General features: G+C 71.0%; 24 protein-coding genes. 14 read left to right on the top strand and 10 right to left on the bottom strand.

The window, feature by feature from the left end; genetic code table 11:
* Positions 1 to 39 precede the first annotated feature (39 nt).
* The 6 genes from JHN45_RS13545 to JHN45_RS13520 are packed head-to-tail and all read left to right on the top strand — an operon-like array spanning position 40 to position 5,385.
* Positions 40 to 795 carry an SDR family NAD(P)-dependent oxidoreductase gene (locus JHN45_RS13545; RefSeq protein ID WP_200709499.1) on the top strand — a complete coding sequence of 252 codons (756 nt, stop codon included), beginning with the start codon at positions 40 to 42 and terminating at the stop codon, positions 793 to 795.
* Between the two features lies 1 nt (position 796).
* A complete protein-coding gene (locus JHN45_RS13540; protein ID WP_200709500.1) occupies positions 797 to 1,576 on the top strand; it encodes an enoyl-CoA hydratase/isomerase family protein in 780 nt (259 codons plus the stop codon).
* 30 nt (positions 1,577 to 1,606) lie between these two features.
* Entirely contained in the window at positions 1,607 to 2,773 is a 1,167-nt protein-coding gene (locus tag JHN45_RS13535; RefSeq protein ID WP_200709501.1) for a CaiB/BaiF CoA-transferase family protein, read from the top strand.
* Positions 2,774 to 2,776: 3 nt separating this feature from the next.
* Positions 2,777 to 3,688, top strand: a complete 912-nt coding sequence (locus tag JHN45_RS13530) for an SDR family NAD(P)-dependent oxidoreductase (protein ID WP_200709502.1) — start codon at positions 2,777 to 2,779, stop codon at positions 3,686 to 3,688.
* A complete protein-coding gene (locus JHN45_RS13525) occupies positions 3,685 to 4,218 on the top strand; it encodes a DoxX family protein (protein WP_200709503.1) in 534 nt (177 codons plus the stop codon). Before JHN45_RS13530 ends, JHN45_RS13525 begins: the two co-directional genes overlap by 4 nt.
* A gap of 9 nt (positions 4,219 to 4,227) precedes the next feature.
* Entirely contained in the window at positions 4,228 to 5,385 is a 1,158-nt protein-coding gene (locus JHN45_RS13520; protein WP_200709504.1) for an acyl-CoA dehydrogenase family protein, read from the top strand.
* A 63-nt stretch (positions 5,386 to 5,448) separates the two neighbouring features.
* Here JHN45_RS13520 and JHN45_RS13515 read toward each other — a convergent pair whose 3' ends face one another.
* The 7 genes from JHN45_RS13515 to JHN45_RS13485 are packed head-to-tail and all read right to left on the bottom strand — an operon-like array spanning position 5,449 to position 12,355.
* Positions 5,449 to 6,564, bottom strand: coding sequence for an acyl-CoA dehydrogenase family protein (locus JHN45_RS13515; RefSeq protein WP_200709505.1), 1,116 nt, complete (start codon positions 6,562 to 6,564; stop codon positions 5,449 to 5,451).
* The gene (locus JHN45_RS13510) at positions 6,561 to 7,781 is read right to left on the bottom strand and encodes an acyl-CoA dehydrogenase family protein (protein ID WP_200709506.1); all 1,221 of its coding nucleotides are present in this window, start codon (positions 7,779 to 7,781) and stop codon (positions 6,561 to 6,563) included. The genes JHN45_RS13515 and JHN45_RS13510 overlap by 4 nt, the downstream gene beginning before the upstream one ends.
* A 13-nt stretch (positions 7,782 to 7,794) precedes the next feature.
* A complete protein-coding gene (locus JHN45_RS54370; protein ID WP_200709507.1) occupies positions 7,795 to 8,943 on the bottom strand; it encodes a thiolase family protein in 1,149 nt (382 codons plus the stop codon).
* Complete coding sequence (locus JHN45_RS13500) at positions 8,940 to 9,383, bottom strand: Zn-ribbon domain-containing OB-fold protein (RefSeq protein ID WP_200709508.1); 444 nt, start codon at positions 9,381 to 9,383, stop codon at positions 8,940 to 8,942. The genes JHN45_RS54370 and JHN45_RS13500 overlap by 4 nt, the downstream gene beginning before the upstream one ends.
* Before the next feature lie 4 nt (positions 9,384 to 9,387).
* Positions 9,388 to 10,299, bottom strand: a complete 912-nt coding sequence (locus JHN45_RS13495; RefSeq protein WP_200709509.1) for an SDR family oxidoreductase — start codon at positions 10,297 to 10,299, stop codon at positions 9,388 to 9,390.
* Positions 10,300 to 10,301: 2 nt separating this feature from the next.
* On the bottom strand, positions 10,302 to 11,033 hold the full coding sequence (locus JHN45_RS13490) for a hypothetical protein (protein ID WP_200709510.1): 732 nt from the start codon (positions 11,031 to 11,033) through the stop codon (positions 10,302 to 10,304).
* Complete coding sequence (locus JHN45_RS13485) at positions 11,033 to 12,355, bottom strand: phenylacetate--CoA ligase family protein (protein WP_200709511.1); 1,323 nt, start codon at positions 12,353 to 12,355, stop codon at positions 11,033 to 11,035. Before JHN45_RS13485 ends, JHN45_RS13490 begins: the two co-directional genes overlap by 1 nt.
* 163 nt (positions 12,356 to 12,518) lie before the next feature.
* Between JHN45_RS13485 and JHN45_RS13480 the strand changes: the two genes are divergently transcribed.
* The 6 genes from JHN45_RS13480 (at position 12,519) to JHN45_RS13455 (ending at position 19,494) form a co-directional block, all read left to right on the top strand.
* Positions 12,519 to 13,280: an electron transfer flavoprotein subunit beta/FixA family protein gene (locus JHN45_RS13480; RefSeq protein WP_201049164.1), complete on the top strand. Its 762-nt coding sequence runs from the start codon at positions 12,519 to 12,521 to the stop codon at positions 13,278 to 13,280.
* 56 nt (positions 13,281 to 13,336) lie between these two features.
* Positions 13,337 to 14,302 (top strand): electron transfer flavoprotein subunit alpha/FixB family protein, encoded by a 966-nt coding sequence (locus tag JHN45_RS13475; RefSeq protein ID WP_200709513.1) that lies wholly within the window; start codon positions 13,337 to 13,339, stop codon positions 14,300 to 14,302.
* Between the two features lie 85 nt (positions 14,303 to 14,387).
* A complete protein-coding gene (locus JHN45_RS13470) occupies positions 14,388 to 15,467 on the top strand; it encodes an amidohydrolase family protein (RefSeq protein WP_200709514.1) in 1,080 nt (359 codons plus the stop codon).
* 14 nt (positions 15,468 to 15,481) lie between these two features.
* Complete coding sequence (locus JHN45_RS13465) at positions 15,482 to 17,899, top strand: GNAT family N-acetyltransferase (RefSeq protein ID WP_201049163.1); 2,418 nt, start codon at positions 15,482 to 15,484, stop codon at positions 17,897 to 17,899.
* The gene (locus tag JHN45_RS13460; RefSeq protein WP_200709516.1) at positions 17,896 to 18,870 is read left to right on the top strand and encodes an LLM class flavin-dependent oxidoreductase; all 975 of its coding nucleotides are present in this window, start codon (positions 17,896 to 17,898) and stop codon (positions 18,868 to 18,870) included. Before JHN45_RS13465 ends, JHN45_RS13460 begins: the two co-directional genes overlap by 4 nt.
* Before the next feature lie 81 nt (positions 18,871 to 18,951).
* Positions 18,952 to 19,494 (top strand): PaaI family thioesterase, encoded by a 543-nt coding sequence (locus JHN45_RS13455; protein WP_307783103.1) that lies wholly within the window; start codon positions 18,952 to 18,954, stop codon positions 19,492 to 19,494.
* Here the strand turns inward: JHN45_RS13455 and JHN45_RS13450 are convergent.
* On the bottom strand, positions 19,488 to 20,639 hold the full coding sequence (locus JHN45_RS13450) for an acyl-CoA dehydrogenase family protein (RefSeq protein WP_200709517.1): 1,152 nt from the start codon (positions 20,637 to 20,639) through the stop codon (positions 19,488 to 19,490). The genes JHN45_RS13455 and JHN45_RS13450 overlap by 7 nt on opposite strands.
* 252 nt (positions 20,640 to 20,891) lie before the next feature.
* Between JHN45_RS13450 and JHN45_RS13445 the strand changes: the two genes are divergently transcribed.
* Both JHN45_RS13445 and JHN45_RS13440 read left to right on the top strand, forming a co-directional pair.
* A complete protein-coding gene (locus JHN45_RS13445) occupies positions 20,892 to 21,875 on the top strand; it encodes an AraC family transcriptional regulator (protein WP_200709518.1) in 984 nt (327 codons plus the stop codon).
* Positions 21,876 to 22,696: 821 nt separating this feature from the next.
* Positions 22,697 to 23,146, top strand: a complete 450-nt coding sequence (locus JHN45_RS13440; protein WP_200709519.1) for a DUF1931 family protein — start codon at positions 22,697 to 22,699, stop codon at positions 23,144 to 23,146.
* A 190-nt stretch (positions 23,147 to 23,336) separates the two neighbouring features.
* Here the strand turns inward: JHN45_RS13440 and JHN45_RS13435 are convergent, their stop codons facing one another.
* Both JHN45_RS13435 and JHN45_RS13430 read right to left on the bottom strand, forming a co-directional pair.
* Positions 23,337 to 25,124, bottom strand: a complete 1,788-nt coding sequence (locus JHN45_RS13435) for an FAD-dependent oxidoreductase (RefSeq protein ID WP_200709520.1) — start codon at positions 25,122 to 25,124, stop codon at positions 23,337 to 23,339.
* Positions 25,124 to 25,387 carry a UBP-type zinc finger domain-containing protein gene (locus tag JHN45_RS13430; protein WP_200709521.1) on the bottom strand — a complete coding sequence of 88 codons (264 nt, stop codon included), beginning with the start codon at positions 25,385 to 25,387 and terminating at the stop codon, positions 25,124 to 25,126. The genes JHN45_RS13435 and JHN45_RS13430 overlap by 1 nt, the downstream gene beginning before the upstream one ends.
* Positions 25,388 to 25,389 lie beyond the last annotated feature (2 nt).

Below are 25,389 nucleotides of genomic sequence, written 5' to 3'. Positions count from 1 at the left end.
ACGATAGCGCTGTATCGGCAGCCGAGCGAGGGAGGGCGCGTGAGCGTACGGGACAAGGTGGCACTCGTCACCGGAGCGGGCCGCGGCATCGGCGAGTCGATCGCCGACCGGCTCGCCGCCCAGGGAGCCGCGGTCGCCGTCTGCGATCTCGACGCGGAGGCGGCCGGCAAGGTCGCGGGCCTGCTCGCGGAGCGGTACGGCGTGCGCGCCACGGGAGTCGGCGCGGACATCTCCGACAGCGCGGCCGTACGCACGGCCGTGGACCGCGTGACCGCCGAACTCGGCCCGGTGGACGTCCTGGTGAACAACGCGGCCGTCGACGTCATCGGCCGGTTCGTCGACAGCGCCGAGGAGACCTGGGACCGGATCATCGCCGTCAATCTGCGCGGGACGATCACGATGACCCGGGCCGTCCTCGACCCGATGATCGAGCGCGGCGGCGGCCGGATCGTCCACATCGCCTCGGACGCCGGCCGGGTCGGCTCCTCCGGCGAGGTCGTGTACTCCGCGACGAAGGGCGGTGTCATCGCCTTCGGCAAGGCCCTCGCCCGCGAGGTCGCCCGGCACGGCATCACCGTGAACAGCGTCTGCCCTGGACCCACCGACACCGCGCTGCTCGGGCAGGTCGCCGAGTACAGCCAGAAGATGTACGACGCGACCGTACGGGCGATCCCGCTGCGCCGCGTCGCCCAGCCCGCCGACATCGCCGGTGTGGTGGCCTTCCTCGCGTCCGACGACGCCGCCTACATGACCGGGCAGACGCTCTCGGTCAGCGGCGGCCTCACGATGGTCTGAGGTGAGCACCGTGCTGCGTGTCGAACTCCGGGACAGAATCGCCGTGTTGACCCTCGACCGGCCCGAGCGGCTCAACGCGATCGGCTCCGGGACCGTGGACCGGCTCACGCGTGCGCTGAACGAACTGCGCGACAACGACGACGTACGCGCCCTGGTCGTGGCCGGCGCGGGCCGGGCCTTCTCGGCCGGGGCCGACATCGGTGAGATCGAGTCGTTCACGGCACCCCGGCAGTTCCATTCCTTCGTCCAGCGACTCACCGACGCGTACGCGCTGTTGGAGGACTTCCCCAAGCCCTCGGTCGCGGCCGTCCACGGGTTCGCCTTCGGCGGCGGCCTCGAACTCGCGCTCGCCTGCGACCTGCGGGTCGCGGAGCGGGGCGCGCGGCTGGGCCTGCCCGAGATGAAGCTCGGCGTGCTGCCGGGCGCGGGCGGCACACAGCGGCTGCCGCGTCTGATCCCGCCCGCGATCGCCAAGCAGATGATCCTCACCGGCGAACCCATCGACGCGGAACGGGCCCACGCGCTCGGACTGGTCAACGAACTCGCCGGGCCCGGCGAGGCGTTGGGCGTCGCCGAGGCACTCGCCGCCGCGCTGACGGCCGGGGCGCCGCTGGCACTCGCGGCGGGTAAACGGCTGATCGACTACGGCCTCGGGATGGATCTGGAGGCGGCGATCTCCTACGAGCGAGAGACCGTCTCGGTGCTGTTCTCCACCGAGGACCGGGTCGAGGGACTGAAGGCCTTCCGGGAGCGCCGACCCGGCGACTTCCAGGGCAACTAGCGGGCGGACCGACAGACAGGGAGGTGGGTTGTGCGGCCACTTGAGGGCATTTCGGTCGTCGAACTGGGCATGTGGGTGGCGGCTCCGGCCGCGGCCACCATGCTCGCGGACTGGGGCGCGGACGTGGTGAAGGTGGAGGCGCCGACCGGCGACCCCAACCGCTACACGCTCCGGCATGTCGGCCAGGACATCGACAGCGCGCCCCCGTTCGAGACCGACAACCGCGGCAAGCGCGGGATCGTCCTCGACCTGCGCTCGGAGGACGGAAAGGGCGTACTGGAACGGCTACTGGAGCGCGCCGACGTCTTCGTCACCAACCTCCGCCCCGGCGCGCTGGAACGCCTGGGCCTGGCCCCGGACGAGCTGCGCGCCCGCCATCCCCGCCTGGTCGTCGGCACGTTGACCGGCTACGGCTGGACGGGCGCGGAGCGCGACCGGGCCGGCTACGACGTCTCCGCCTTCTGGGCACGGCCCGGCATCGCCGCCATGCTCAATCCGGCGGGTGAGCCACCACCGGGCATCCGACCGGGACTTGGTGACCGTACGGCAGCGGCGAACCTGGTCGCCGGTGTCCTGGCCGCGCTGCTGCGCCGCGAACGCACGGGCGAGGGCGGGGTGGTGGACGTGTCGCTGCTGCGGTCCGGCACCTACGCCAACGGAAACGACCTCGCCCTTCAGAACTTCTTCGGCAGGCGCGGCCGCACCCGCCACCGCACCGAGCACGAGTCGCCGCTCTACAACTCCTACCGGGCCGCCGACGACCGCTGGTTCTGGCTGGTCGGCCTGGAGGGCAACCGGCACTGGCCCGGCGTCGTCAAGGCGCTCGGCCGCGCGGATCTGGAGACGGACGAACGGTTCGCGACCGGCAAAGCACGGCGAGGCCATGTACGCGAACTGATCGCCGAGTTCGACGAGGAGTTCGCTCGGCGACCACTGGACGAGTGGGCGGCGCGGTTCGACGCCGAGGGCGTGTGGTGGGCGCCGGTGCAGACGCTCGCGGAGGTCGCGGCCGATCCGCAGGCCGAGGCGGTGGGGGCGTTCGTCGAACAGCCCGGCATGGGTGACGCGCCACCGCTACGGACCGTGGCAACACCCGTCAGCTTCTGGGGCGTTGACGACAAACCACGCAGCGGGGCGCCGACGCTCGGCGAGCACACCGACGACGTACTCCGCGAACTCGACACAACCGGGAGGTAGCAGGTGGGCATCCTCGACGACAAGGTCGCCGTCGTGACCGGCGGCGGCCGCGGTCTTGGCCGGGCGCACTGCCTGGCGCTGGCCGAGGCCGGCGCGACCGTGGTGGTGAACGACCTCGGCTCCGGCGTGCACGGCGAGAGCACCGGCGACTCCCCCGCCGACGAGGTCGTCGCCGAAATCACCAAGCTGGGCGGGCAGGCGGTCGCCAACCACGCCTCGGTGACGGACTGGTCGGCGACCGAGACCCTGGTCGCGGACACGGTCGCGGAGTTCGGACGCCTGGACATCGTCGTGAACAACGCGGGGATCGTGCGCGACCGCATGCTGTTCTCGATGACCGAGGCGGAGTTCGACGCCGTGATCGCGGTGCATCTGAAGGGCACCTTCGCCCTCACTCGACACGCGTGCGCGTACTGGCGCGAGGCATCGAAGCGGGGTGAGCGCGTCACCGGCCGCGTCATCAACACGACCTCGGGGACAGGCCTGTTCGGCAACCAGGGGCAGTCCAACTACGGCGCCGCGAAGGCCGGGATAGCCGGGCTCACCGTCCTCACCGCCCTGGAGATGCGCAAGTACGGCGTCACCGCCAACGCCATCTCACCGATCGCGGCCACACGGATGACGGACGGCCTGTCCGTCGGTGAATCGCTGCGGGCCGTCGACGGTTTCGACCCGCGCGACCCCGCCAACGCCTCGGGCGTCGTCGTCTACCTGGCCTCCGACAGCGCGGCCTGGCTGACCGGCCAGGTCCTGCGCATCGAGGGCAACCGGCTGAACCGGCTCCAGGGCTGGACCGTCGCCGGCGTACACCCCAGCGCATCGGGACAGGCGCTCACCTACGACGAACTCGTGGAGGCCGTACCGCAGTTGTACGGCGTCGCGCCTGCGGGGCGGGCCACCGGAGTCGGCCAGTGAGGGCACGGGGCCATGACATCGCCGCGCTCGTCCTGCGGGCGACGCTCGGCCCGATGCTCTTCGCGCACGGCTGGAACAAGGTCGCCGGGCCGGGCGGGCTCAAGGGCACGACGGGCTGGTTCGAGGCGCTCGGTCTGCGGCCCGCGCAGGTGCACGCGCGCATGGCGGCCGGGACGGAGATGGCGGCCGGCGTGGGGATCGCGCTGGGCGCGGCCAACCCCCTCCCGGCTGCGGCAGCGGTCGGTCTGATGACCGTGGCGGCCCGAACCGACCATCGCGGCAAGGGCTTCTTCGTCTTCAAGGGCGGCTGGGAGTACGTCGGTGTCGTGGGCGGCGCGGCCGTCGCCCTGGCGGCGCTGGGCCCCGGCAGGTACTCGCTGGACGGAGTCCTGCGCCGCCAACGCGCGGGCGCGGGGCCCGCCTTGCTGGCCCTGGGCGTCGGCACGGCGAGCGCCGCCGCGCTGCTGGCCGTGTGCTATCGGCCGGAGCGGAAGCCGGACGAGACACAAACAGATAGCCAAGAGCAATAGGGAGTCGACATGGACGCGGCTGACTTCAGCGCGGTGCTGTCCGAGGTCCGGCGCTTCGTGCGCGAACGCGTCGTGCCGCTCGAAGCGGAGATCGACGAGAAGGACGAGATGCCCGCGGAGATCCGCGAGGCGGCCAAGAAGATGGGCCTGTTCGGCTTCGCGCTGCCCGAGGAGTACGGCGGGCTCGGGCTGTCGATGTACGAGGAAGCCCAACTGATGTTCGAGCTGGGGTACACCACCCCGTCCCTGCGCTCGATGTTCGGCACGAACAACGGCATCGCCGGACATGTCCTGATGGTCGGCGGCACCGAGGAGCAGAAGGCGGACTGGCTGCCGAGGATCGCCTCGGGCGACGTCCTGGCGTCGTTCGCGCTCACCGAGGCGGAGGCCGGTTCCGATCCCTCGACCCTGACCACGAGGGCTCATCTGGACGGCGACGCCTGGGTGATCAACGGCGCGAAGCGGTACATCACCAACGCCCCGCTCGCCGACGTCTTCATGGTCTTCGCCCGCACCGATCCCGACGCCCCGCGCACCCGCGGCATCTCCACCTTCCTGGTCCCGGCCGGCACCCCGGGCCTCACCGTGGCTCCCAAGGACCACAAGATGGGCCAGTTCGGCGCGTGGACCGCGGACGTGTACTTCGACGACGTGCGCGTACCGGCGTCCGCCCTCGTCGGCGGCGAGGGCGGGCTGAACCGGGGCTTCGGCACGGCGATGGGCTGTATCGCGCACGGGCGGGTGCACATCTCGTCCCTGTGCGTGGGCATGGCCGAACGGCTGGTCGACGAGTCCGTCGAGTACGCCCGCACCCGCCGCCAGTCCGGGAAGCTCATCGGCTCCTTCCAGCTCGTACAGGGCCTGATCGCCGACTCCATGACCGACTACTACGCCGGCCGCGCCACGGTCCTTGAGGCCGCCCGCGCGTTCGACGCCGGTACGGACACCAAGATCGGCCCGTCCTGCACCAAGTACTTCGCCAGCGAGATGGTGTGGCGGGTCGCCGACCGCGCGGTCCAGGTCCACGGCGGCGCGGGCTACATGCGCGGGGTCGCCGTCGAGCGCTTCTACCGCGACGCACGCCTCTTCCGCATCTACGAGGGGACGAGCCAGATCCAGCAGGTCATCATCGCGAAGGCGCTGCTGGGCGAGGCGGCCCGGGGCTGACCCAAGCCGAAGACGAAGGCCTCGGGGCTACCCCGAGGCCTTCGTCTTCACGCATACCCAGGCTCAGATCCCGAGCCGGTCCAGCAGCCGCTCGTGGTACACGGCGGGCCCGCCGAACAGCAGCTGCGAGGACTTCGCACGCCGGAAGTACAGATGCGCCGGGTGCTCCCAGGTGAACCCGATACCGCCGTGGACCTGGATGTTCTCCATGGCCGCGAACATGTACGCCCGTGAGCAGCACGCGTGCGCCACAGCAGCGGCGACGGGGAACTCCGCGGAGCCCTCGTCGGCCAGTCGCGCCGCCTCCCGGGAGGCGGCCTCGGCCAGCTCCACCTGCACGAGCATGTCCGCGCACTTGTGCTTGACCGCCTGGAAGGAGCCGATCGGCCGGCCGAACTGGTGCCGTGTGCGGGCGTATTCGGCGCTCGCCTCCAGACACCTGCGCGCTCCGCCCGACTGCTCGGCGGCGAGCCCGACCGATGCGACGTCCAGCACCTTGGCCATCGTGCGCCCGGCCGCCCCGTCCGCGCCGACGAGTGTCGCGGGCACCGCGTCGAACGTCAGCCGGGCCATCGCCCGGGTGGCGTCCAGGGTCTCCATCGGTACGGCTGCCAGTCCCGGGGCTTCCCTCTCCACCGCGAAGAGCGAGGGACCGGCGACGGTGCGGGCGACGACCAGGACCAGATCGGCGGTGGTGCCGTCGATGACGAAGGACTTGCGGCCGGTCAGTTTCCAGCCGCCGTCCCCGTCGGGCACAGCGCGCGCAGAGATCAGGGCAGGGTCCCAGGACCCGCTGTCCTCGGCCACCGCGAGTGCGGCCGTCGTCCCGCCGTCCGCGATGCCGGGAAGGTGACGTGCGCAGGCCTCCCGGTCGCCGGAGGCGAGCAGTGCCTGGGTCGCGAGCACGACCGTCGCAAAGAAGGGGGCGCACAGCAGGGCACGGCCCATCTCTTCGAGTACGACGCCGAGTTCGACGAGGCCGAAGCCGTCACCGCCGTACTCCTCCGGGATCACCAGCCCCGGCAGCCGCAGTTGGTCGGCAGCCTGCGCCCACACCGCCGGGTCGTAGCGCGGCTCGCTCTCCATTAGCTTGCGCACGGCTTCCTCGGGTGACTTGGCTTCGAGGAACTCCCTTACGGAGGAGCGCAGTTCGCGCAGTTCGCTCTCGTCGGCGGTCATGACCGCACCTCCTTGGGCAGTCCGAGGACACGTTCCGCGAGGATGTTCTTCATGATCTCCTCAGTGCCACCGAGGATGCGCAACGCCGGGGTGGCGAGGAGGAGTTCGGACCAGGCGTACGTTCCCCACTGCCCGGTGTCGGCGATGATCCGGGGTCCGAGCGCGTCGGAGACGAAGTGGGCGGCGCGGGTGAGGTTCTGGGCGTACATCAGCTTCGAGACGGACCTCTCGGGACCCGGTGTGCCCCCGCCCCGCAGACCGCGCAGGGCACGGGAGTTGAGATGCCCGGTCGCCATGACATCCACGAGGAGTTCCGCCAGTCGGGCGCGCAGGGCGCGGTCGTCCCAGGTCCAGGTGGCGCGCATCAGGGCCGAGAGATGGTCGGAAGACAGCGCGGCGGCGACCGGGCCCACGCCCTCACTGCCGACGGTCGCTCGCTCGTTCATGAGGGTGGTCAGGGCAACGCTCCAGCCGCCGTCGACCTCGCCGAGCCGGTGGTCGTCGGGGATGCGGACGTCGGTGAGGAAGACCTCGTTGAAGTCCGCGCCGCCGGTCATCTGGCGCAGCGGTCTGACCTCGACGCCGGGGGCGTCCATGGGGACGAGGAAGGCTGTGATCCCCCGGTGCTTGGGCGCGTCCGGGTTCGTGCGGGCGAGCGCGAGGCCGATCTGGCTGTGCTGGGCGACCGAGGTCCACACCTTCTGGCCGTTCAACACCCATTGGTCGCCCTCACGCACCGCCTTGGTGGCCACGCTCGCGAGGTCGGATCCGGCGCCGGGTTCGCTGAACAACTGGCAGGCGACGGCGTCCCCGCGGTACATCGCGGGCAACCAGCGTTCCTTGATGTGCGGTTGGGCGTGGGCGAGGATCGTCGGACCGATCATGCCGAGGCCGATCACGCTGAGGACTCCGGTGTCGGCGACGTCGTACTCGGACTCGACTGCGTCGTAGAGCAGGTCGTGGACGGGGGTCAGGCCCCGGCCGCCGTACTCGACCGGGCCGGTGATCCAGCCGAAGCCGTTCTCGTGCCGGACGCGCTGCCAGTCGCGGGCCCGCTGGACGTGCTCCCGTTCGGCCTCGGGCGGGAGGCTGCTGAAGTACGCCATCGAGTCGTCGCCCTCGCCCCAGACGGGGGCGGTGCGGTCGGGGGCCTTCGGCGCGTGAGTGTCGAGGAAGGCGCGTGCCTCGGCTGCGAAGTCCTGCATGTCGTCTGCCATGTCCGCTCTGCCCTCAGGTGCTCAGGATGGTGACCGCCGAGACGCCCGGCGCGCCGTACAGGTGGGTGTAGCCGACGCGGGGAGTGCCGGGGATCTGTCGGTCTCCCGCCGCACCGCGCAGTTGGAGGACGATCTCGTGGATCTGGCGCAGTCCCGACGCTCCGATCGGTTCGCCGTTGCCGAGAAGTCCGCCGTCGGTGTTGACCGGGAGTCTGCCGCCGATCTCGGTGGCGCCCTCGGCGATGAGGCGTTCCTGCTCGCCGTCCTTGCAGAGGCCGTTCTCGGCCATGTGGATGACCTCCGATCCGGCGTCGGTGTCCTGGAGTTGGGCGACGTCGACGTCCTCGGGGCCGATTCCCGCGCGTTCGTAGGCCTCCCGCGAGGCGTCCACCGTCGGGCTGGCCACGACCTCCCCCACAGGGAAGGACGGGCTCTGTACCTCGAAGGCGCCGAGCCGGCGGCTGCGCAGGGCTGTTGACCGGATCCGCACGGGCTTCCCGGTGTACTTGTGGGCCTGGTCGGCCCGGCACAGCACGAGGGCCGCCGCGCCTTCGTCCGGGCCGCAGTACATGAACTGGCGGAGGGGGTAGTTGAGGACTGGGGAGGCGAGGATCTCCTCCACGGACAGCGGAGTTCGGCGCCAGGCCTTCTCGTTCCGGGCCGCGTTGCCGAAGTTCTTGGCCGCCACGCGCGCGAGCGTCTCGTGGGAGATGCCGTGGTCGTGCATATAGCGGTTGATCTTCATGCCGAAGAAGTGCGTGGTGAGGAAGAGGCCGGTCTGCCCGTACCAGGAGGGGATGCCGGCCACGGACGGGTCGGCGGCGAAGGCGCCGCGCGGGTGCTTGTCCAGGCCGATCGCGATGGTCAGGTCGTGCTCGCCGGTCTCGATGGCGCGGGCGGCCAGTGCCACCGCGGTACCGGCCGTGGCACAGCCGTTGAACACTCCGCGCAGGGGTACGCCGGTCAGGCCGAGCCGGGCGACGATCGCGTCCGGGTTGGCGACCTCGTAGCTGCCGATGTAACCGCCCTGGATCTGCGGCCAGTTGACGCCCGCGTCGGCGAGCGCGAGGCGTACCGCGTCCGCGCCCATGTCCAGTGCGGGCTTCCCGGGAAACCGGCCGAAGGGGTGCAGCCCCACGCCGATGATGACGGCCTCCGTCACGGTGTCTCCTCCTCGGCCGGGGCGAACGCGAACGTCACGATCTCGGTGCCGTCGTCCCGGACGGTGTAGGGCACGAGCGTCAGCCGCATCTCCTGCCCGAGCCGCAGCTTCTTCGGGTCCGGTTCGGTGAGTCGGGCCTCGACCAGCAGTTCGCCGGGGAGTTCGATGTACCCGACCGCGTACGGCTCGAAGGCCTCGGGGCCGTCGTACGGCGGCGACGGCGGACGGAAGTCCTGGGTGGTGTACGTCCAGAGCGTCCCGCGGTCCGCCAGTAGGCGTTCCTTGGACTCCGTGCTCGCGCACCGGACGCAGTCCGAGGCGGCGGGGAAGCTCACCAGTCCACAGGCCGTGCACTCGGAGCCGATGAGCCGCAGGGGCGTGCTGTCGTCCGGTGGCCAGGTGAACAGGCCTTCGGCAACGGGTATTTGAGTGGTCGTCATGTCTTCATGCCCCGTTCCGGTTGCCCAGGGCGTCGGCGTTCGGAGCCGCCTTGGCCACCAGGTTCGGGACGACCGAAGTCAGTTCCTCCGGTGTCCAGCGCGACTCCGCGCTCGCGCCGGGGCCGTTGACCCAGCCCTCCAGGACCGTGATGCGGTTGCCGACGACGCCGAAGACCCGGCCGGTGACCTCACGGGAGGCGGCCGAGCCGAGCCAGACGACGAGCGGGGAGATGGCTTCGGGGGTGAGGTCCTGGGCCTCGGCGGCCTGTCTCATCATCTCGATGTCCTCGGTGAGCCGGGTGAGCGCGGTGGGCGCGATGGCGTTCACCGTCACGCCGTAGCGGGCGAGTTCGGCCGCGGCGATGACGGTGAGGCTGGCGACACCGGCCTTGGCCGAGCCGTAGTTCGCCTGGCCGGGGTTGCCGAAGATGCCGGACGGGGAGGTCGTGTTGATGACCCGGGCGTCGTTGTCGTGGCCGGACTTGGCGCGCTCGCGCCAGTACGCGGCGGCGTGGTGCAGGGTGGCGAAGCTGCCCTTGAGGTGGACGGCGATCACGCTGTCCCAGTCCCGCTCGGTCATCGACACGATCATCCGGTCCCGCAGGATGCCGGCGTTGTTGACCAGGACATCCAGGCCGCCGTAGGTGTCGACGGCCTGTCGGACGAGCCGGCCGGCACCGTCCCAGGTGGAGATGTCGTCCGTGTTGGCCACCGCCTCGCCGCCGGCCGCGACGATCTCGTCGACCACGGTCTGGGCGGGCCCGGCCGAGGCGCCTCCGCCGTCGCGCGCGCCTCCCAGGTCGTTGACCACGACCCTCGCGCCGTGTGCGGCGAACGCCAGGGCGTGTGCCCGGCCGATCCCGTTGCCGGCGCCCGTGACGACCACGACCCGGCCGTCGACCACTCCTTCGGACATCCTCAACTCCTCGATGACGGTGACTGGTTGGCCTCGGCGAAGAGGACCCGTGGGTCCTCGCTGCCGCAGGCGCAGCGGCCGGTGAGAACGCGTCCGGCGATACCGAGCTGGGTCTCGGGAAGCTCCGAGGTGCGCTCCTCCCCCGCCGCCACGGACAGCTGTCCGTCCCGCGCGTCGACCCGCCATTCGGCCGCGTTGACGTGCGCGCCGCCGCGTTCGGGGCACTCCAGGGCGAGGGCCGGTCCCACGGTCGCGATCACTGCTGCTGACACACCCACCCCGCGCAGCATTGGTACGGCGGCGGGCCGGGCCAGTACGACCGGCGTCGTCCGGAACATCGAACCGACGTCGGTCGCACCGGCCAGCCCCTCAAGGGTCTCGGCCGACAGGCCGATGACCGCGTGCGGGTCGAGTTCGCGGTGGAAGACCGCGGTCCTGCGGTGGTCCCAGCCCATCGCCTCGGCGATGCCGTACGGCACCTTCAGCGCGCGCAGGGCGCCGATCACCGCGTGGCCCCAGAAGCCCTCGAAGCCGGAGGTGGTCAGCAACGCCCGCTGTCCGGCGGCCAGTCCGTGGTCCCGGAACCTGGCGGTCACCCAGTCGGTGTCGCGGGCGAGTTCGGCCCAGGTGAGTTCCATGTCCCGGATGCCGTCGGGGGTGGGGAAGCGTACGAGGTAGGCGAGTTCGGGCCGGGTGAGGGTACGGGCCCGGGCGAGGGTGTCGGCGCGGGCCATCAGCTCTTCACCACCCGGGGGAACTTGGCGACGCTGGTCATGGTCTTCAACAGGTCCTCCTCGGTGCGCATGTCGAGCACCGGCTTGACGCCGGTCCGCTCCCGCACGGCTTCGCCCAGGCGTCCGGCCAGGGCGTCGACGTCGCCGGTGAGACGGGGGTCGTAGCCGACGCGCAGGCGCAGTTCGTCGACCTCGCGTCCGCTCCGGACGATCTGGAAGACGCCGGCTACGGTCTCGGGCTGGTCCTCGACGGCCTGCCAGATGTCGCGCAGGACCACGGAACGCCCCTGGACCAAGGTCTCGTCGCCGCGCCTGCCGGCCACCCACATCCGGGCGTGGGTGCGCCCGCAGCCGCAGCGGTCCCGGGAGAGGCGGACGAGGTCCTCGCTGCGGTAACGGATGAGCGGCGCGGCCCGGTTGTCGAGGTCGGTGGCGACCAGCTCGCCGAGGTCACCCTCGGCCGCGTCGCGCCAGCCGTGCTCGTCGACCTCGACGCACTCCGCGAAGACGGTGTCCTCCCAGAGGTGGAAGCCGTCGTGTTCGCGGCACTCCCAGGCGGTGCCGGTGTCGGCGGCGCTGGTGTACTCGTAGACGTCGATGCCCCAGTCCTCGCGGATCCGCTCGCGCATCTTCCGGCTGAGGGGCTGGCCAGCGCAGGAGGCGCCCTTCAGGGAGGAGAACGCCTCCTTGAGGTCCGTCCGGCCGGCCAGGTGCTCCAGCTCCACCATCTGCGGATACATCATCTGGAGGTAGGCCGGGCGGTAGGTGCGCAGGGCCTCGACGACCTCGTCCATCTTCCCGAGCCAGGTGTCCACCTCGATGACGACAGCGCCGAGCGCCTGGTAGCCGGGGTCCATCAGGTTGCGGAAGGTGCCGGGCGGGCTCAGCACCCGGTCCCCGGGCCTGAGGCCGAGTTCCCACAGGTCACGCACCTGTGCGGTGACCAGGGGCGGGGCGTCCTCCCAGATCTCGGCGAAGAACTCCGGGTCACCGGTGGTGCCCGAGCTGGAGGAGACCGAGGTCAGTTCCTCGGTCGGGACGCAGAGCAGCCCGCCGAAGGGGTCGCCGGTGCGGGCCCGGTGGGCGCGCACCATGTCCTTGGTGATGAAGGGGATGCGTGCCCGGAAGTCGTCGAGGGTGCGGACGTCGCGCGGGTGCACCCCGTGTTCGTCCCAAAGTGCGCGGTAGAAGGCGGAGTTGGTGTAGGCGTACTCGACGAGTTCCACCACCCGTTCTTCCTGCCGTGCCCGCAGCTGGTCCCGGGCCATGGTCTCCACCTGTGGCTCGAAGTACCTGTCAGCGGTGTCCCTGTCCCCGGCCATGACGCCTCCTCGCGGCTCAGCTGCCCAGATCTTCCAGCTATCAGCGCAATCAGTCAACTAATTGGACTGAATCTCGGGGAACTCTCGCGCTCACTCGATCCATATAGTTAACTATTAGTACTCATTAGAGCCCCGGGAGGGCGATGTGAAGATCGTTGTCTGCGTGAAGCACGTGCCCGACGCCACGGCGGACCGCACCTTCACCGAGGACGGCACCACCGACCGCGCGTCGGTCGACTCGCTGCTGTCCGAACTCGACGAGTACGCGGTCGAGCAGGCCCTGCGAATCGCGGAGTCGGGCCCCGACGTCGAGATCTGCTACCTCACCATCGGTCCGGACGACGCGGAGGACGCCCTGCGCAAGGCACTCGCCATGGGCGGGGACTCGGCGCTCCACGTGGCCGACGAGGACATCGAGGGCAGCGACGTGTTCGCCACCTCGCTCGTGCTGGCCGGGGCGATCAGACGGCACGGCTTCGATCTCGTGCTGTGCGGGATGGCCTCGACGGACGGCGGCGCGGGCGTCGTACCGGCGCTGCTCGCGGAGCGGCTCGGCGTCCCGGCGGTCACCCACATCGAGGAACTGACCATCGAGGACGGCACGGTGACCGGCCGGCGCGAGGGCGACACCGCGACCGTGCGGGTCCGGAGCGATCTGCCTGCCGTCGTGTCGGTGACCGACCGCTCCGGCGACGCCCGCTACCCCTCCTTCAAGGGGATCATGGCCGCGAAGAAGAAGCCCCTGGAGACCCTCGGCCTCGCCGACCTCGGAATCGACGCCGGGCAGGTCGGCCGTACGGCCGCGTGGTCGGCGGTCGACACCGCGACCAGACGTCCGCCGCGCACCAAGGGAGAACTCGTCTCCGACGAGGGGACGGGCGGCATCGGGCTGGCCGCGTTCCTCACCGCCAAGAAGTTCGCCTGACCAACACGTCCGCCCGACTGGCCTGTTCGGCCGACCGACCCAAGGAGCCCCTCACCGTGGCCGAGATCCTCGTACTCGTCGATCACCTGGACGGTGTCGTCCGCAAGCCGACCCTCGAACTCCTCACCCTGGCACGCCGGTTGGGCGAACCCTCGGCGGTCTTCCTCGGCGCCGGCGCGGACGCCGCGACCGAGATCCTCGGCCGGTACGGCGCGCACAAGGTGTACGTCGTCGACGCACCCGAGGTCGCGGAACTCCTCGTCACTCCAGCCGTCGACGCCCTCACCCAGATCGCCGAGAGCACCGACCCGGCGGCGATCCTGCTGCCGTCGGGCCCGGACGGAAAGGAGACCGCCGCCCGGGTCGCGCTCCGGCTCGGATCAGGGCTGATCACGGACGCCGTCGACATCACGGCAGGCGCGGACGGGCGTCCCGTCACGGAGCAGTCCGCGTTCGCGGCGACGTACCAGGTGACGGCGCACGTCACCCGGGGCGCGCCGGTGATCACGGTGAAGCCGAACGCCACCGCGCCCGAACCGGAGCCCGTCACACCAGAGTTGGAGAAGCGAGACATCGCCTTCGGCCCCGCCTCCGCCGCCGCGCAGATCCTGTCCCGCACACCCCGCGAGCGCGGCGACCGCCCCGAACTGAGCGAGGCGGACATCGTCGTCTCCGGCGGCCGGGGCGTGAACGGCGCCGAGAACTTCGCAGTCATCGAGCGCGTCGCCGACACGCTGGGCGCGGCCGTCGGAGCGTCCCGGGCCGCCGTCGACGCGGGCTGGTACCCGCACAGCCACCAGGTCGGCCAGACCGGCACACAGGTCTCCCCGCAGCTCTACCTCGCCGCCGGCATCTCCGGCGCGATCCAGCACCGCGCGGGCATGCAGACCTCCAAGACAATCGTCGCCGTGAACAAGGACCCGGACGCCCCGATCTTCGAACTCGCCGACTACGGCGTCGTAGGGGATCTCTTCCAGGTGCTCCCGCAGCTGGTGGAGGAGATCGAGCGGCGGCGGAGCTGATCTCCTGCGCCTCCCGGCCTTCCACTCGGCGGCAGATACGATTAAAATCGCTAACTGATTACATCTATTGACCCGAAGGAGCGCCATGACGAAGATCTGGGTCAACTCCGGGGACTCCCATGTGATGGAGCCCGACGACCTGTGGACACAGGCGCTGCCGCCGCGCCTCGCCGACCGGGCGCCGCGCAGTGAGCGCGGTGACAAGTACGAGGTGCTGTACATCGACGGCGAACGCATCGACCGCCAGCTCAACGACTTCATGGACGCCATGCGGCCGCCGGGCGCCCGGGACCTCGACGTACGGCTGAAGGACCTGGACCAGGAAGGCGTCTGGGGCCAACTGGCCTTCCCCTCCATGGGGTTCTGGCTGGTGTCGATCACCGAGCGGGAGCTTGCCCGGGAGACCGTACGCGCCTGGAACGACTGGGCTCACTCCGAGGTCCTGGGGAAGCAGAAGCGCATCATCACTCCTGCCTGTGTGTCGACCGCCGACGTCGAGGACGCGGTCGCCGAGGTCGAGCGGGTGGCGGAGATGGGCTTCCAGTCGGTGTTCCTGCCGTGCCAGACACGGCCCGGCGAGGAGTACGCCCTCGACCGCTGGGAACCGCTGTGGACGGCGGCCGAGCGGGCCGGACTGGTACTGGGCTTCCACATCGGCACCGGCGGCGAGAACGTCGTCTTCCGCGGTCCCGGGGGCGCCGTCGTCAACTACATGGAGACGACCTACCCGGGCATGCGGGTCGTGGCCCACATGGTCGCGGGCGGCGCCCTGGACCGGCACCCCGACCTGAAGATCCTGATCGCGGAGGGCGGCGCGGGCTGGGTGCCGGCCATCGGCGACCGGATGGACGAGGCCTACCGGCAGCACGGCATGTTCGTCCGGCCGAAGCTCAGCCGGCTGCCCAGCGAGATCATCAGGCAGCAGGTGTACGCCTCCTTCCAGCACGACAAGAGCTCGGTGGAGATCGTCGAGTCGACGGGCTACCGCAACGTGATGTGGGGCGACGACTACCCCCACCTGGAAGGCACCTACGGCCACACCCAGTCCACCCTGCACGAGCTGTTCGACGGCGTGCCCGCCGACATCCGCGAGCGCGTCACCCGCGGCACCTTCGACGAACTGTTCCGGCTGCCCGAGCAGACTCCCCAGGAGGCGGCGGTCTGAGCGGCGACGCCCCGATGAGCAGTCCGCCGTATCCCGAGGACCTGGAGCGGCCGGGCCTCGTGCGCACCGGCCGGTCGACCTTCGTGCGGCCCGTCCGGCCGGAGGACGCCGAGCGCCTGGTCGCGTTCGTCGGCGGGCTGTCCCGGGCGACCCTGGCCTATCGCTCGCTCGGCCCGGTGGTCCGCGCCCGCGACGACGTCATCCGGCGCGGCGCCCACGTGGACTACCTCAACGAACTGGCGCTCGTCGCCCTGGCCGGCGACGAGATCGCGGGCCTGGTGCGCTACGTCCGCGACCCCGCGGAACCGGAGCACGCCGAGGTCACCTTCACCATCCGCGACGACCACCAGAGCGAGGGGTTCGGCAGGCTGCTCCTGGAGCACATCGCCGCCGCCGCACGCACCCGGGGCATCCGGGTCCTGGAGGCCGACGTCCTCGCCGACAACACCCGCATGATCAACGTGTTCCTCGGCTCCGGCTTCCGGGTCGAGTCCGGGCCACCCGGTCAGATCGTCCACTTCGAGATCGCCGTCGACCCGCAGGCCCAGGCCGTCGCCCGGGCCGAACGCCGCGAGCACACGGCCGTACGGCGCTCTCTGCGCCCCCTGCTCGAACCCCGCTCGGTCGCCGTGATCGGCGCGAACCGCAGTCCGCTGACCATCGGCCACGAGATCGTGGCCAACCTGCTGCGGGGTGGTTTCCGCGGCTCCGTGTTCCCGGTCAACCCCCAGGCCGAGCAGGTCGCGGGGGCGCGGGCGTATCCGAACGTCCGAGAGCTTCCCGAGGTGCCCGACCTGGCGCTGGTCGCCGTACGGGCCGAGGCGGTCCCCGACGTCGTACGAGAGTGCGCGGAGGTCGGCGTCAAAGCAGTGGTCGTCGTCTCAACCGGCTTCGGGGAGGCGGGAGTCGAAGGTCGGGCGACCGAGCTGGAGCTGGCCCGTTTCGCCCGCGCCGCCGGGATGCGGCTCGTGGGCCCGAACTGCATGGGCGTGGTCAACACGACCCCTGCGGCCCGGCTCGCCGCGACCTTCTCGCCCGCGCTGCCGACACCGGGCCGGGTGGCGATGTCCAGCCAGTCCGGGCCGCTCGGGCTCGCGGTGCTCGACTTCGCCCGGCGGCTGCGGCTCGGCTTCTCCGGGTTCGTGTCGGTGGGCCACGCCGTCGACGTCTCCACCAACGACCTCCTCCAGTGGTGGGAGGAGGACCCCGAGACCTCCGTGGTCCTGCTGCACGTCGAGACCTTCGGCAATCCGCGCCGGTTCGCCCGCATCGCGCGCCGGGTCGCGCCGCGCAAGCCGATCGTCGCGGTCCACCCCGGCCACGCGGACACGGCGGTCGACTCGCTCTTCGCCCAATCCGGCGTCATCCGCGCCCGCAGCCTCCAGGAACTCTTCGACGTAGCGCTCCTGTTGGCGCACCAGCCGCCCCCGCCGGGCAACCGGGTCGCCGTGATCACCAACGCGGGCGGCCCCGCCGCGCTGACCGTCGGCGCGTGCGAGGCGAGCGGCCTGCGGGTGCCGACACTGGATGAGCGCCTACGACACTCCCTCCGTGCGGCGCTCTCGCCCCGCGCTGAGGTCACCAACCCGATCGACCTCACCCCTATGGCCACGGCCGCGCACTACCGGCAGGCACTCGACGCAGTCCTGGCCGACGACGGCATCGACGCCGCCGTGGTCCTCTTCATGCCCCCGCTGGCGGACAAGCCGGACGAGGTCGCGGCGGCGATCCTCGACGCGGCCGAGTCCGCGCCCGAGAAGCCGGTGGTCGCGAGCTTCCTCGGCGGCGCGGGCGTCGCCGATGTCCTGCACCGGGGCCAACTCGTCGTACCCACCTACGCGTTCCCCGAGTCCGCGGCGACCTCGCTCGGCCACGCGGCGGCGTACCAGACCTGGCGCAGCACCCCCGCGGGAGTCGTACCGGACCTCCCTAAGGTCGACACGGACCGGGCCCGCTCGCTGGTCGCCGGGTGCGCTCCCGGAGCCGTACCGCCGCAGCTCGCCGCCGAGTTGCTGAACGCGTACGGCATCTCGGTCCGGGACACGGACTCCCCAGGCCCCGACGCGTTCCTCTCCGTGCGCGCGGACCCGGTCTTCGGCCCGGTGATCGCGTTCGGTCTCACCGGGGACTACGCCGACCTCATGGCCGATGTCGCCCACCGGATCACCCCGCTCAGCGACTGCGACGCCCGCGAGATGATCCGCTCGCTGCGGGCCGCCCCGCTGCTGGACGGCCGGGTGGGCGGCCCGGGTGTGGACCTGACGGCCCTCGAAGAAACCGTCCTGCGGATCTCCGCGATGGTCGAGGACCTGCCCGAGATCGAGTCGATGGAACTGCGTCCGGTACGGCTGCTGCCGCCCGGTGACGGCGTCGCCGTCGCCCACGCGACGATCGAACTCACCGACGACACCAGGAGAGGCGGCCCCTCATGAAGGTCGGCATCTACTTCGACATGCGCAACCCCCCGCCCTGGCAACAGAGTTGGTCACGCGTCTACGGATTCGCCCTGGAGATGTGCGAGGAGGCGGACCGGCTAGGCCTCGACTCGGTCTGGTTCTCCGAACACCACGGTTTCGAGGACGGATACCTCCCACAGCCCCTCACCATGGCCGCCGCGGTCGCCGCCCGCACGAGCGGGATCCGGCTGGGCACGGCCGTCATCCCCGCGCCCCTGCACGCGGCGCCCGAGCTCGCCGAACAGGCCGCGCTCGTCGACATCATCAGCGACGGCCGCCTGGACCTCGGACTCGGCACCGGCTACCGCGTACCCGAGTACCGGCTCTACGGCGCCGATCTCGCCCGGCGCTACTCCACGACGGACCAGCGGGTGCGGGAGATCCGCGGCCTGTGGGCCGAGTCCCTGGTCACCCCCGGCCCGGTCCAGGACCCGCTGCCGATCTGGCTCGGCTACCAGGGACCGCAGGGCGCACGCCGGGCCGGGCGGCTGGGCACCGGGCTGCTGTCCCTCAATCCGGCCCTGCTGGCGCCGTACCGGGACGGGCTGGCCGAGAGCGGCTACGACGTGTCGGCGGCGCGGATGCAGGGTTCGTTCACCACGTTCGTCACCGAGGACCCCGACGGCGACTGGCCGGTGGTGCGCAAGCATCTGGCGTACCAGTGGGACAGCTATCGCCGGTACATGGTCGAGGGGACCGACCAGCCGGCCCCCCGCCCCATCGACCCCGAGAAGTGGCGGGCGACGGGGCTGCGGGCGACCGGTGTCGGCCAGTTCCTGTACGGAACCCCGCAGGACGTCGCCGACGCCGTCAGGGCGTACGTGGCGGGGCTGCCCGTGGAAGGGGTGCTCCTGTGGGCCTCGCTGGCGGGGATGCCCGAGGAGATGGTGGCACGCCAAGTCCAGCTGATCGCCGGTAAGTTGCGCCCGCTGCTTGCCGATGTCTGAGCCGAATATCAGAGCCACATGCCTGAGCCACATGCCTGAGCCACATGTCTGAGCCACATGTCTGATCCGAGGAGAAGCAGCGTGACGAGTACGACCGACGGGGCCGCGACGTCGACAGGACCCTGGGCCGGCGCGGACTTCCAGGAGCCGCCCCGCACCCCCGGCGGCGTGGCGCTGTGCGGCGCGTGCCGTGCGGCCGGCTCCTGCCGTCTGGGTGTACAGGGCGAACGGCTCGACGAGGACGGCGTGGCGGTCTTCGAGCTCACCTGTCCCCGCGACCAGGAGGGCGGCCCGAATGTCGCGCACGGCGGCTGGACGGCGGCCGTACTGGACGACTGTCTCGGTCATCTCCCGCTGCTGCACCGGGTGTTGAGCGTCACGGCGGAGTTGAGCGTGAGCTTCGTGAAGCCGGTGCCGGTGGAACGGCCACTGGAGGTCCGGGCCTGGGTCGAACGCCGGGAGGGCCGGCGCTGGTACATCGCGGGCGAGATGGTGCTGCTGCCGACCCGGGCCGTGCTGGCCCGGGTCTCCGGGATCTGGGTGACCCGCGACCAGGGCCACTTCGCGCGGCACGAGGAGTGGCTGGCCGCCCAGGAGGCCAAGGGCGAAGACGCGGGTCAGTAGGACCGCAGCCCCATGCTCCGGGCGATGCCGTTGCGCTGGATCTGGCTGGTTCCCCCGGAGATCGTGGCCACGATCGACTCCCGGTAGCGGAAGCTCATCACACTCTCGGTCGAGAAACCGTGCCCGGCACAGACCTGCATCCCGAGCCGGGCGGCGGCCACGTAGGTCTCCGAACCCTTCAGCTTGGCCATCGAACCCTCCCGGGTGCACGGCTTGCCCTGGGCCAGCAGCCAGGCGGCGCGGTACGCGAGCAGCCGGGCGGAGTCGATCTCGGTCTGCAGGTCGGCCATGTCGTGGGCGAGGGCCTGGAAGTTCCCGATCGGACGGCCGAAGGCGTGCCGCGTACGGGCGTACTCCAGCATCTCGTCCAACGTGGCCTGCGCGGCGCCGAGATATCCCCCGGTGATGATCACCTTCTCCAGTTCGATGTTGGAGAGCATGACCTTCCAGCCCTCGTCGCGCGGTCCGACGAGGTTCTCCTTCGGGACCAGCGCGTCGTTGAAGAAGACCTCGTTGGTGCCGAGGATGTGCCGGGCCAGCGTCGGCGTCCGGCGCACCTCGACGCCGTCGGTCGCCGGGTCGACGAGCAGCAGGCTGATCCCGCCGTGCTTGGGTTCGCGGGGTCCGGTGCGCACGTAGGTCGCGATGGTCGTGTCGGGCAGACCGCCGCCCGTGCACCACGCCTTCTGCCCGCGGACGAGGAACTGGTCGCCGTGGTCCTCGGCGGTGGTGCGCAGGGCCGCCGCGTCGGATCCGCTGTCCGGCTCGCTGAGGCCGACGGCGAGCCGGTGCCGGCCCGTCATGACCTGCTCGCGGATGAAATCGCGCTGCGCCTCGCTCCCCCACCGGAACACGGTGATCCCCGGGATGAGTACGCCGATGTAGCACATGGCGACGTCGAAACTGGCCCGCCCCAACTCCTCGGCGATCAGGATGAGTTCGAGCGGGCCGCCGCCGTCGCCACCCTCCTCCTCACTGAACGGGAGGGAGAACCACCCCAGATCCGCCATGCCGCGGAACAACTCGGGCGGCACGACACCCTCCTCGTCCCACCTCTTCGCCTTCTCGGCCGGGCACACATCGGCGACGAACTGCCGTGCCGTCGCGCGCAACAGGTCCTGCTCGTCGGTCAGCCCGAAGTCCACGGCCACTCCTCGCCCACACTAGGCTATTCATCTAGCTAATTATTCTATGTTAGCTGATAGAGCGGCCCGACCGGAATGCACCTCCCCGACAGTCGCTCCGCCACGTGCTCGCCGTCCGCTCCGGGCACCGCCGACGAAGCCGGCACGCCGGCTCCGCCGTGAAATGGAAAGACAGGGGTACGGCAGCAGGCAATGGGGGACGATAGGAGGGCACCATCTCTCGTACGGTCCGAAGGCGCAGGAGGTTGCGGCATGCACCACCCGCGCGCCCAGGGCCAGGATGTGCTGAGGTTCCGGACGACGGATGTGGACGAGGCCCGGCAGGTCATCCAAGAACGCTTCTACGCCAACTTCATCGACGTGCCCGAAGGTCGCTCCCGGTTCACGGCCCGGTTCGACATCGCCGCACTCGGTCCGCTCACTCTCGGACGGCTCTCCTTCGGCGCGGAGGTACGCATACGGTTCGGAGAACTCGGCTCCTACCACGTGGACATCCCCCTGGGCGGCCACCTGACCTGGCGTCAAGGAACGCACACCAATGCCGTGGCGACCACCGCGAACGCCGCCGTCTTCCAGCCGCACGGCGACACGGCCCTGGACCGAGTGAGCACCGACTGCTCCATGCTGGCCGTGAAGATCGACCCCAAGGCCCTCAACGACCAACTCGAACGCCTGCTCGGCCGGCCGCTGCGCACCCCCGTCGTCCTCGCGCCCGAACTCGACGTCGCGCACGGCGCGGGCCTGACCTGGGCACGGATGATCCGCGGGCTGTTCAACGAGATTCGGGCCGGCGGCCTGCTCACCCGGCCGATGGTCGCCCGCCCGCTCCAGGAGGCCCTGCTGACCGGGCTCCTCCTCGCCACCGGCCACCGCTACCGGGACGAACTCGACCGACCGGACTCCGCCCTGCGCCCGGGCCCCGTCAAGCGTGCCGTCGAGGCCATCCACAGCATGCCGCAACACCCGTTCACGGTAGGAGAGTTGGCCGTGCTGGCCGACGTGAGCGTGCGGCGCCTCCAAGAAGCCTTCCAGCAGTACGTCGGAATGACCCCATTGGCCTACCTCACCGACGTCCGCCTCACCCGCGCCCACGACGAACTGCGCCGCGGCACACCGGGCGAGGTGAACGTGAGCGAGGTCGCGCATCGTTGGAGCTTCGACCACCTGGGCCGCTTCGCGTCCCGCTACCGGGCGCGCTTCGGCGAGTTGCCCTCGCAGACACTGCGTTCAAGGTGACCGCGCCCACGCCATCGCCCCGCGCTCTGCGGACAACAGCCGCGCTCAGTGGATCGTGCGCGGCGGCTGCCACGGGCTAGATTCCTGGAGTCCGCGCGTCCGCTTCATCAGTCCGCCGCGCGGACATCGGCCGGCCCGTCCCCATCCCTTCGGGCCGGTCGCCGCCCGTCGGCGCCCCCCAACAGCCGCGGGCGGGTCGGCAGCGCACACGCGGCGTGAACTCCGCCACGGTCCGCTGTTCGACCGGTCAAGGTCCGGACCGGGGTCGGTGCCGGCCCGGACCTTGACCGTGCCGTCCGCGACCGACGGTCCTCTTGGCAGGATCGACGTCTTGGATGATCAAAGGGACGGCCGTGGAGATCCTGATGCGCGAGCCGTGCCCCGTCCGGGTCCGCGGTGAAGTAGCCGAAGACACGGGAGTGGGGGGCCGCGCCCAACTCGTGGGCCGCCGGCCGGAGGGCTTCGCCCTGATCCCGCTCAACCCGCTGCAGGGCACCGAGCCGCCAGCGGTGCGTCCGCGCGACGCTGGGTCGAGGGCGCCACCGAGCAGACCGCGACCTGGAATCTCACCGCCGTGCCGTCCACCGTCACCGACACAGCGGTCGAGGATCTGCCGGGGCAGATCCGGCTCCACCTCCTCTGCTGTCGATCCGCACGTCCGACCGACTGGCCGGGCAGTCGGTCGCCTGGGCCCGGCAGGGCAATACAGAGCGGCCAATTGGGCCCGACATGCGCATGCGTCCGCGCGCCCCGTCGGCCAGGCTGACTGCGAACCGCAGGGGCCGGAACCACCCAGCCGCCCACAGCCGGAGGTTGCCGTCATGACCGTGATGTCCATCGCCAGGTTCGAGAGGTTCTTCCGCGCGGCCGCAGGGCTGGACGTCGACAAGAACGATCTCAAGCGCCACAGCGACTTCGTCGACGCCAAACTCTACGATCTGCTGACCGTCGCCCAGGCCACTGCCAAGGCCAACGGGCGCGACATCGTCCAGACATGCGACCTACCGATCACGAAAGGCCTGCAGGAGAGCATTCACCGCTTCCGGAAGATCGACCAGGAAATAGAACTCAAGCCGATCCTGGAACAGCTCGCCGCCCATCCCACTCTGGACCGCACGCCCGACGAGGAGACCGAGGCGGCCTATCCGGACATCATCGGCGGACTCAGCCTGGCCCTTGCTCAGTGCTTCAAGATCCTCCACCCCGACCTGAAGAACCCGCAGACCCGGCACTGGGACGAGGCCCGGGCCGTCTTCGACCTCCTGCTGTGAGTGGCGACCGTGCCCCGGCTGCTGGAGCAGATCCGCAACGGCAAGCGCCGGCACCCCAGGTTGGTCGACCCGCGTCAAGAGGCTGCCGCGCCGTCGACCCTCCTCGTGATCCCTCTGGATCCCTCTCCTCCTCGTGTTCCTGATCCCTCTGGATCCCTCTTCTCCTCGTGATCGCGTCGCCCGCTCGGTGTCACGCGAGCCAGGCGGACTCCTTCGGACGAGTGTGCGGGGAGCTGTCGGTGCCCCCGGGCGCGGCCGTGTAGCCCAGACCCAGGTAGCGGTGCACGAAGTGGACGGTCATCGCGCCTTCCCCGACCGCGGAGGCCACGCGCTTCACCGAGCCGCTGCGGACGTCGCCGGCGGCGAAGACGCCGGGCAGGCTGGTCTCCAACGTCAGGCAGTCGCGGCCCTGGCTCTGCCACACTCCGGGATCGGAGCAGGCCTGCGCCTGCGCGCCGGTGAGCACATAGCCACGTGCGTCCAGGGCGAGCGCGCCGGACAGCCAATCGGTGTGAGGGTCCGCGCCGGTGAAGACGAACAGGCCCAGCACCGCGAGGTGCCGGTGTTCGCCCGTACGGTGGTCGACCACGGTGACCGCCTCCAGCACCTTGTCACCGAGTGCTTCCGTCACCTCGGTGTGGAGCAGGACGCGCACCCGCGGGTGGCGTTCGATCTGATCGATCAGGTAGCGGGACATGTGCGCCTCGAGGCTCGGCCCGCGGACGAGCAGATACACCCGCGGTGCGTACGCGGCCAGGAAGAGCACGGCCTGGCCCGCGGAGTTGCCGCCGCCGACCACCGCCACCGGGTCGGCACGGCACTGCCGGGCCTCGTAGACGGTCGCCGAGTAGTGGACGCTCGTGCCCTCCAACGGCTCGATGCCGGGCGCATGGAGGCGGCGGTAGCGGGCGCCGGTGGCCAGGACGACGGTACGGGCGGTGAGCTCGCTGCCGTCGGCGAACCCGACGGCGTAGTGGCCGTCCCGCCGTTCGAGCCGGGCCGCCTCCGCCGGGACACTGATCCGGGCACCGAACTTCTCCGCCTGGAGCACCCCGCGCTCGGTGAGTTCGGCGCCGGAGATGCCGGAGGGGAAGCCGAAGCAGTTCTCGATGCGGGAGGACGTACCGGCCTGGCCGCCGGTGGCCATCGCCTCGGCCACGGTCGTGCCGAGGCCCTCCGAGGCAGCGTTCACCGCGGCGGAGAGACCGGCCGGACCGGAGCCGACGATCAGGAGATCGCCGCGGCCGTCGCCCGACGGCAGGGGCGGCAGGCCGATGAACCGGGCCAGTTCGGCGTTGCTCGGATTGCGCAGCAGGGTCGTGTCCCGCCAGATCACCAGCGGCGTCTGCTCCGGACCGACCGCGAAGCGGCGCAGCAGCGCCTCGGCCTCCTCGTCCGTCTCCAGATCGATCCAGCGGTGCGGCAGCCGGTTGCGGGCGGCGAATTCGCGCAGCCGCCGGGTGTCGGGCGAATAGCGCGAGCCGATGATGCGGAAACCGGCGCCCTGCCCGACGAGTTGGGCACGGCGGCCCAGGCAGGCGCGCAGCACCACGTCACCGAGGAGGGAGTCCCGGGTCACCAGGTCACGCAGCTGGTCCATGGACAGGGCGAGGATCTCGCCGGGGTCCCTGACCACGGCGGTGTAGAAGGCCACCTGCCCGGTCAGGAGGCCGAGTTCGCCGATGAAGCGGCCAGGGCCGTGCACACGCAGCAGGCGTTCACCGGGCGTGCCGTAGCCCTCGACGATGGCGACCGAGCCGCTGAGGACGACATAGAACGTCTCGCACCGCTCGCCCTCCCGGATCAGCACGTCACCGGCGTCGGCCGGGCGCCGGCGGCCGTGCTGGGCCAGACGGGTCATCGTGTCGTCCGGCAGGCGGGGATAGGCGCCGTAGATGTCGGGGGTCTCGAAGGGGACGCGCTCCTCCGTCTCCTGTGGCACGCGCGTTTCGCCCGTCCGCGTCTCGTCGCCGGGCATCACACGAACGCCTCGTGGGCGTAGCACCACCGCCAGTCCTCGCCGGGTTCCAGCGACGCCACGATCGGATGGCCGTGGGCGGCGGCGTGACCGCGAGCGTGCCGGTTCGGCGAGGAATCGCAGCAGCCGACGTGGCCGCAGGTCAGGCAGAGCCTGAGGTGGACCCACGAGGATCCGAGTACCAGGCACTCCTGGCACCCTTCCGGGGTCAGCGGCCGGACCGGTCGGACGAGCGCGAGGTGGGGGTCTGCGTGCAGGGTCATCC

The sequence above is a fragment of the Streptomyces sp. MBT53 genome (assembly GCF_016654115.1).
GTDB lineage: Bacteria > Actinomycetota > Actinomycetes > Streptomycetales > Streptomycetaceae > Streptomyces.
Note: the sequence above shows the minus strand (reverse complement) of the source record. Positions and strands in the feature narration are given on the sequence as shown.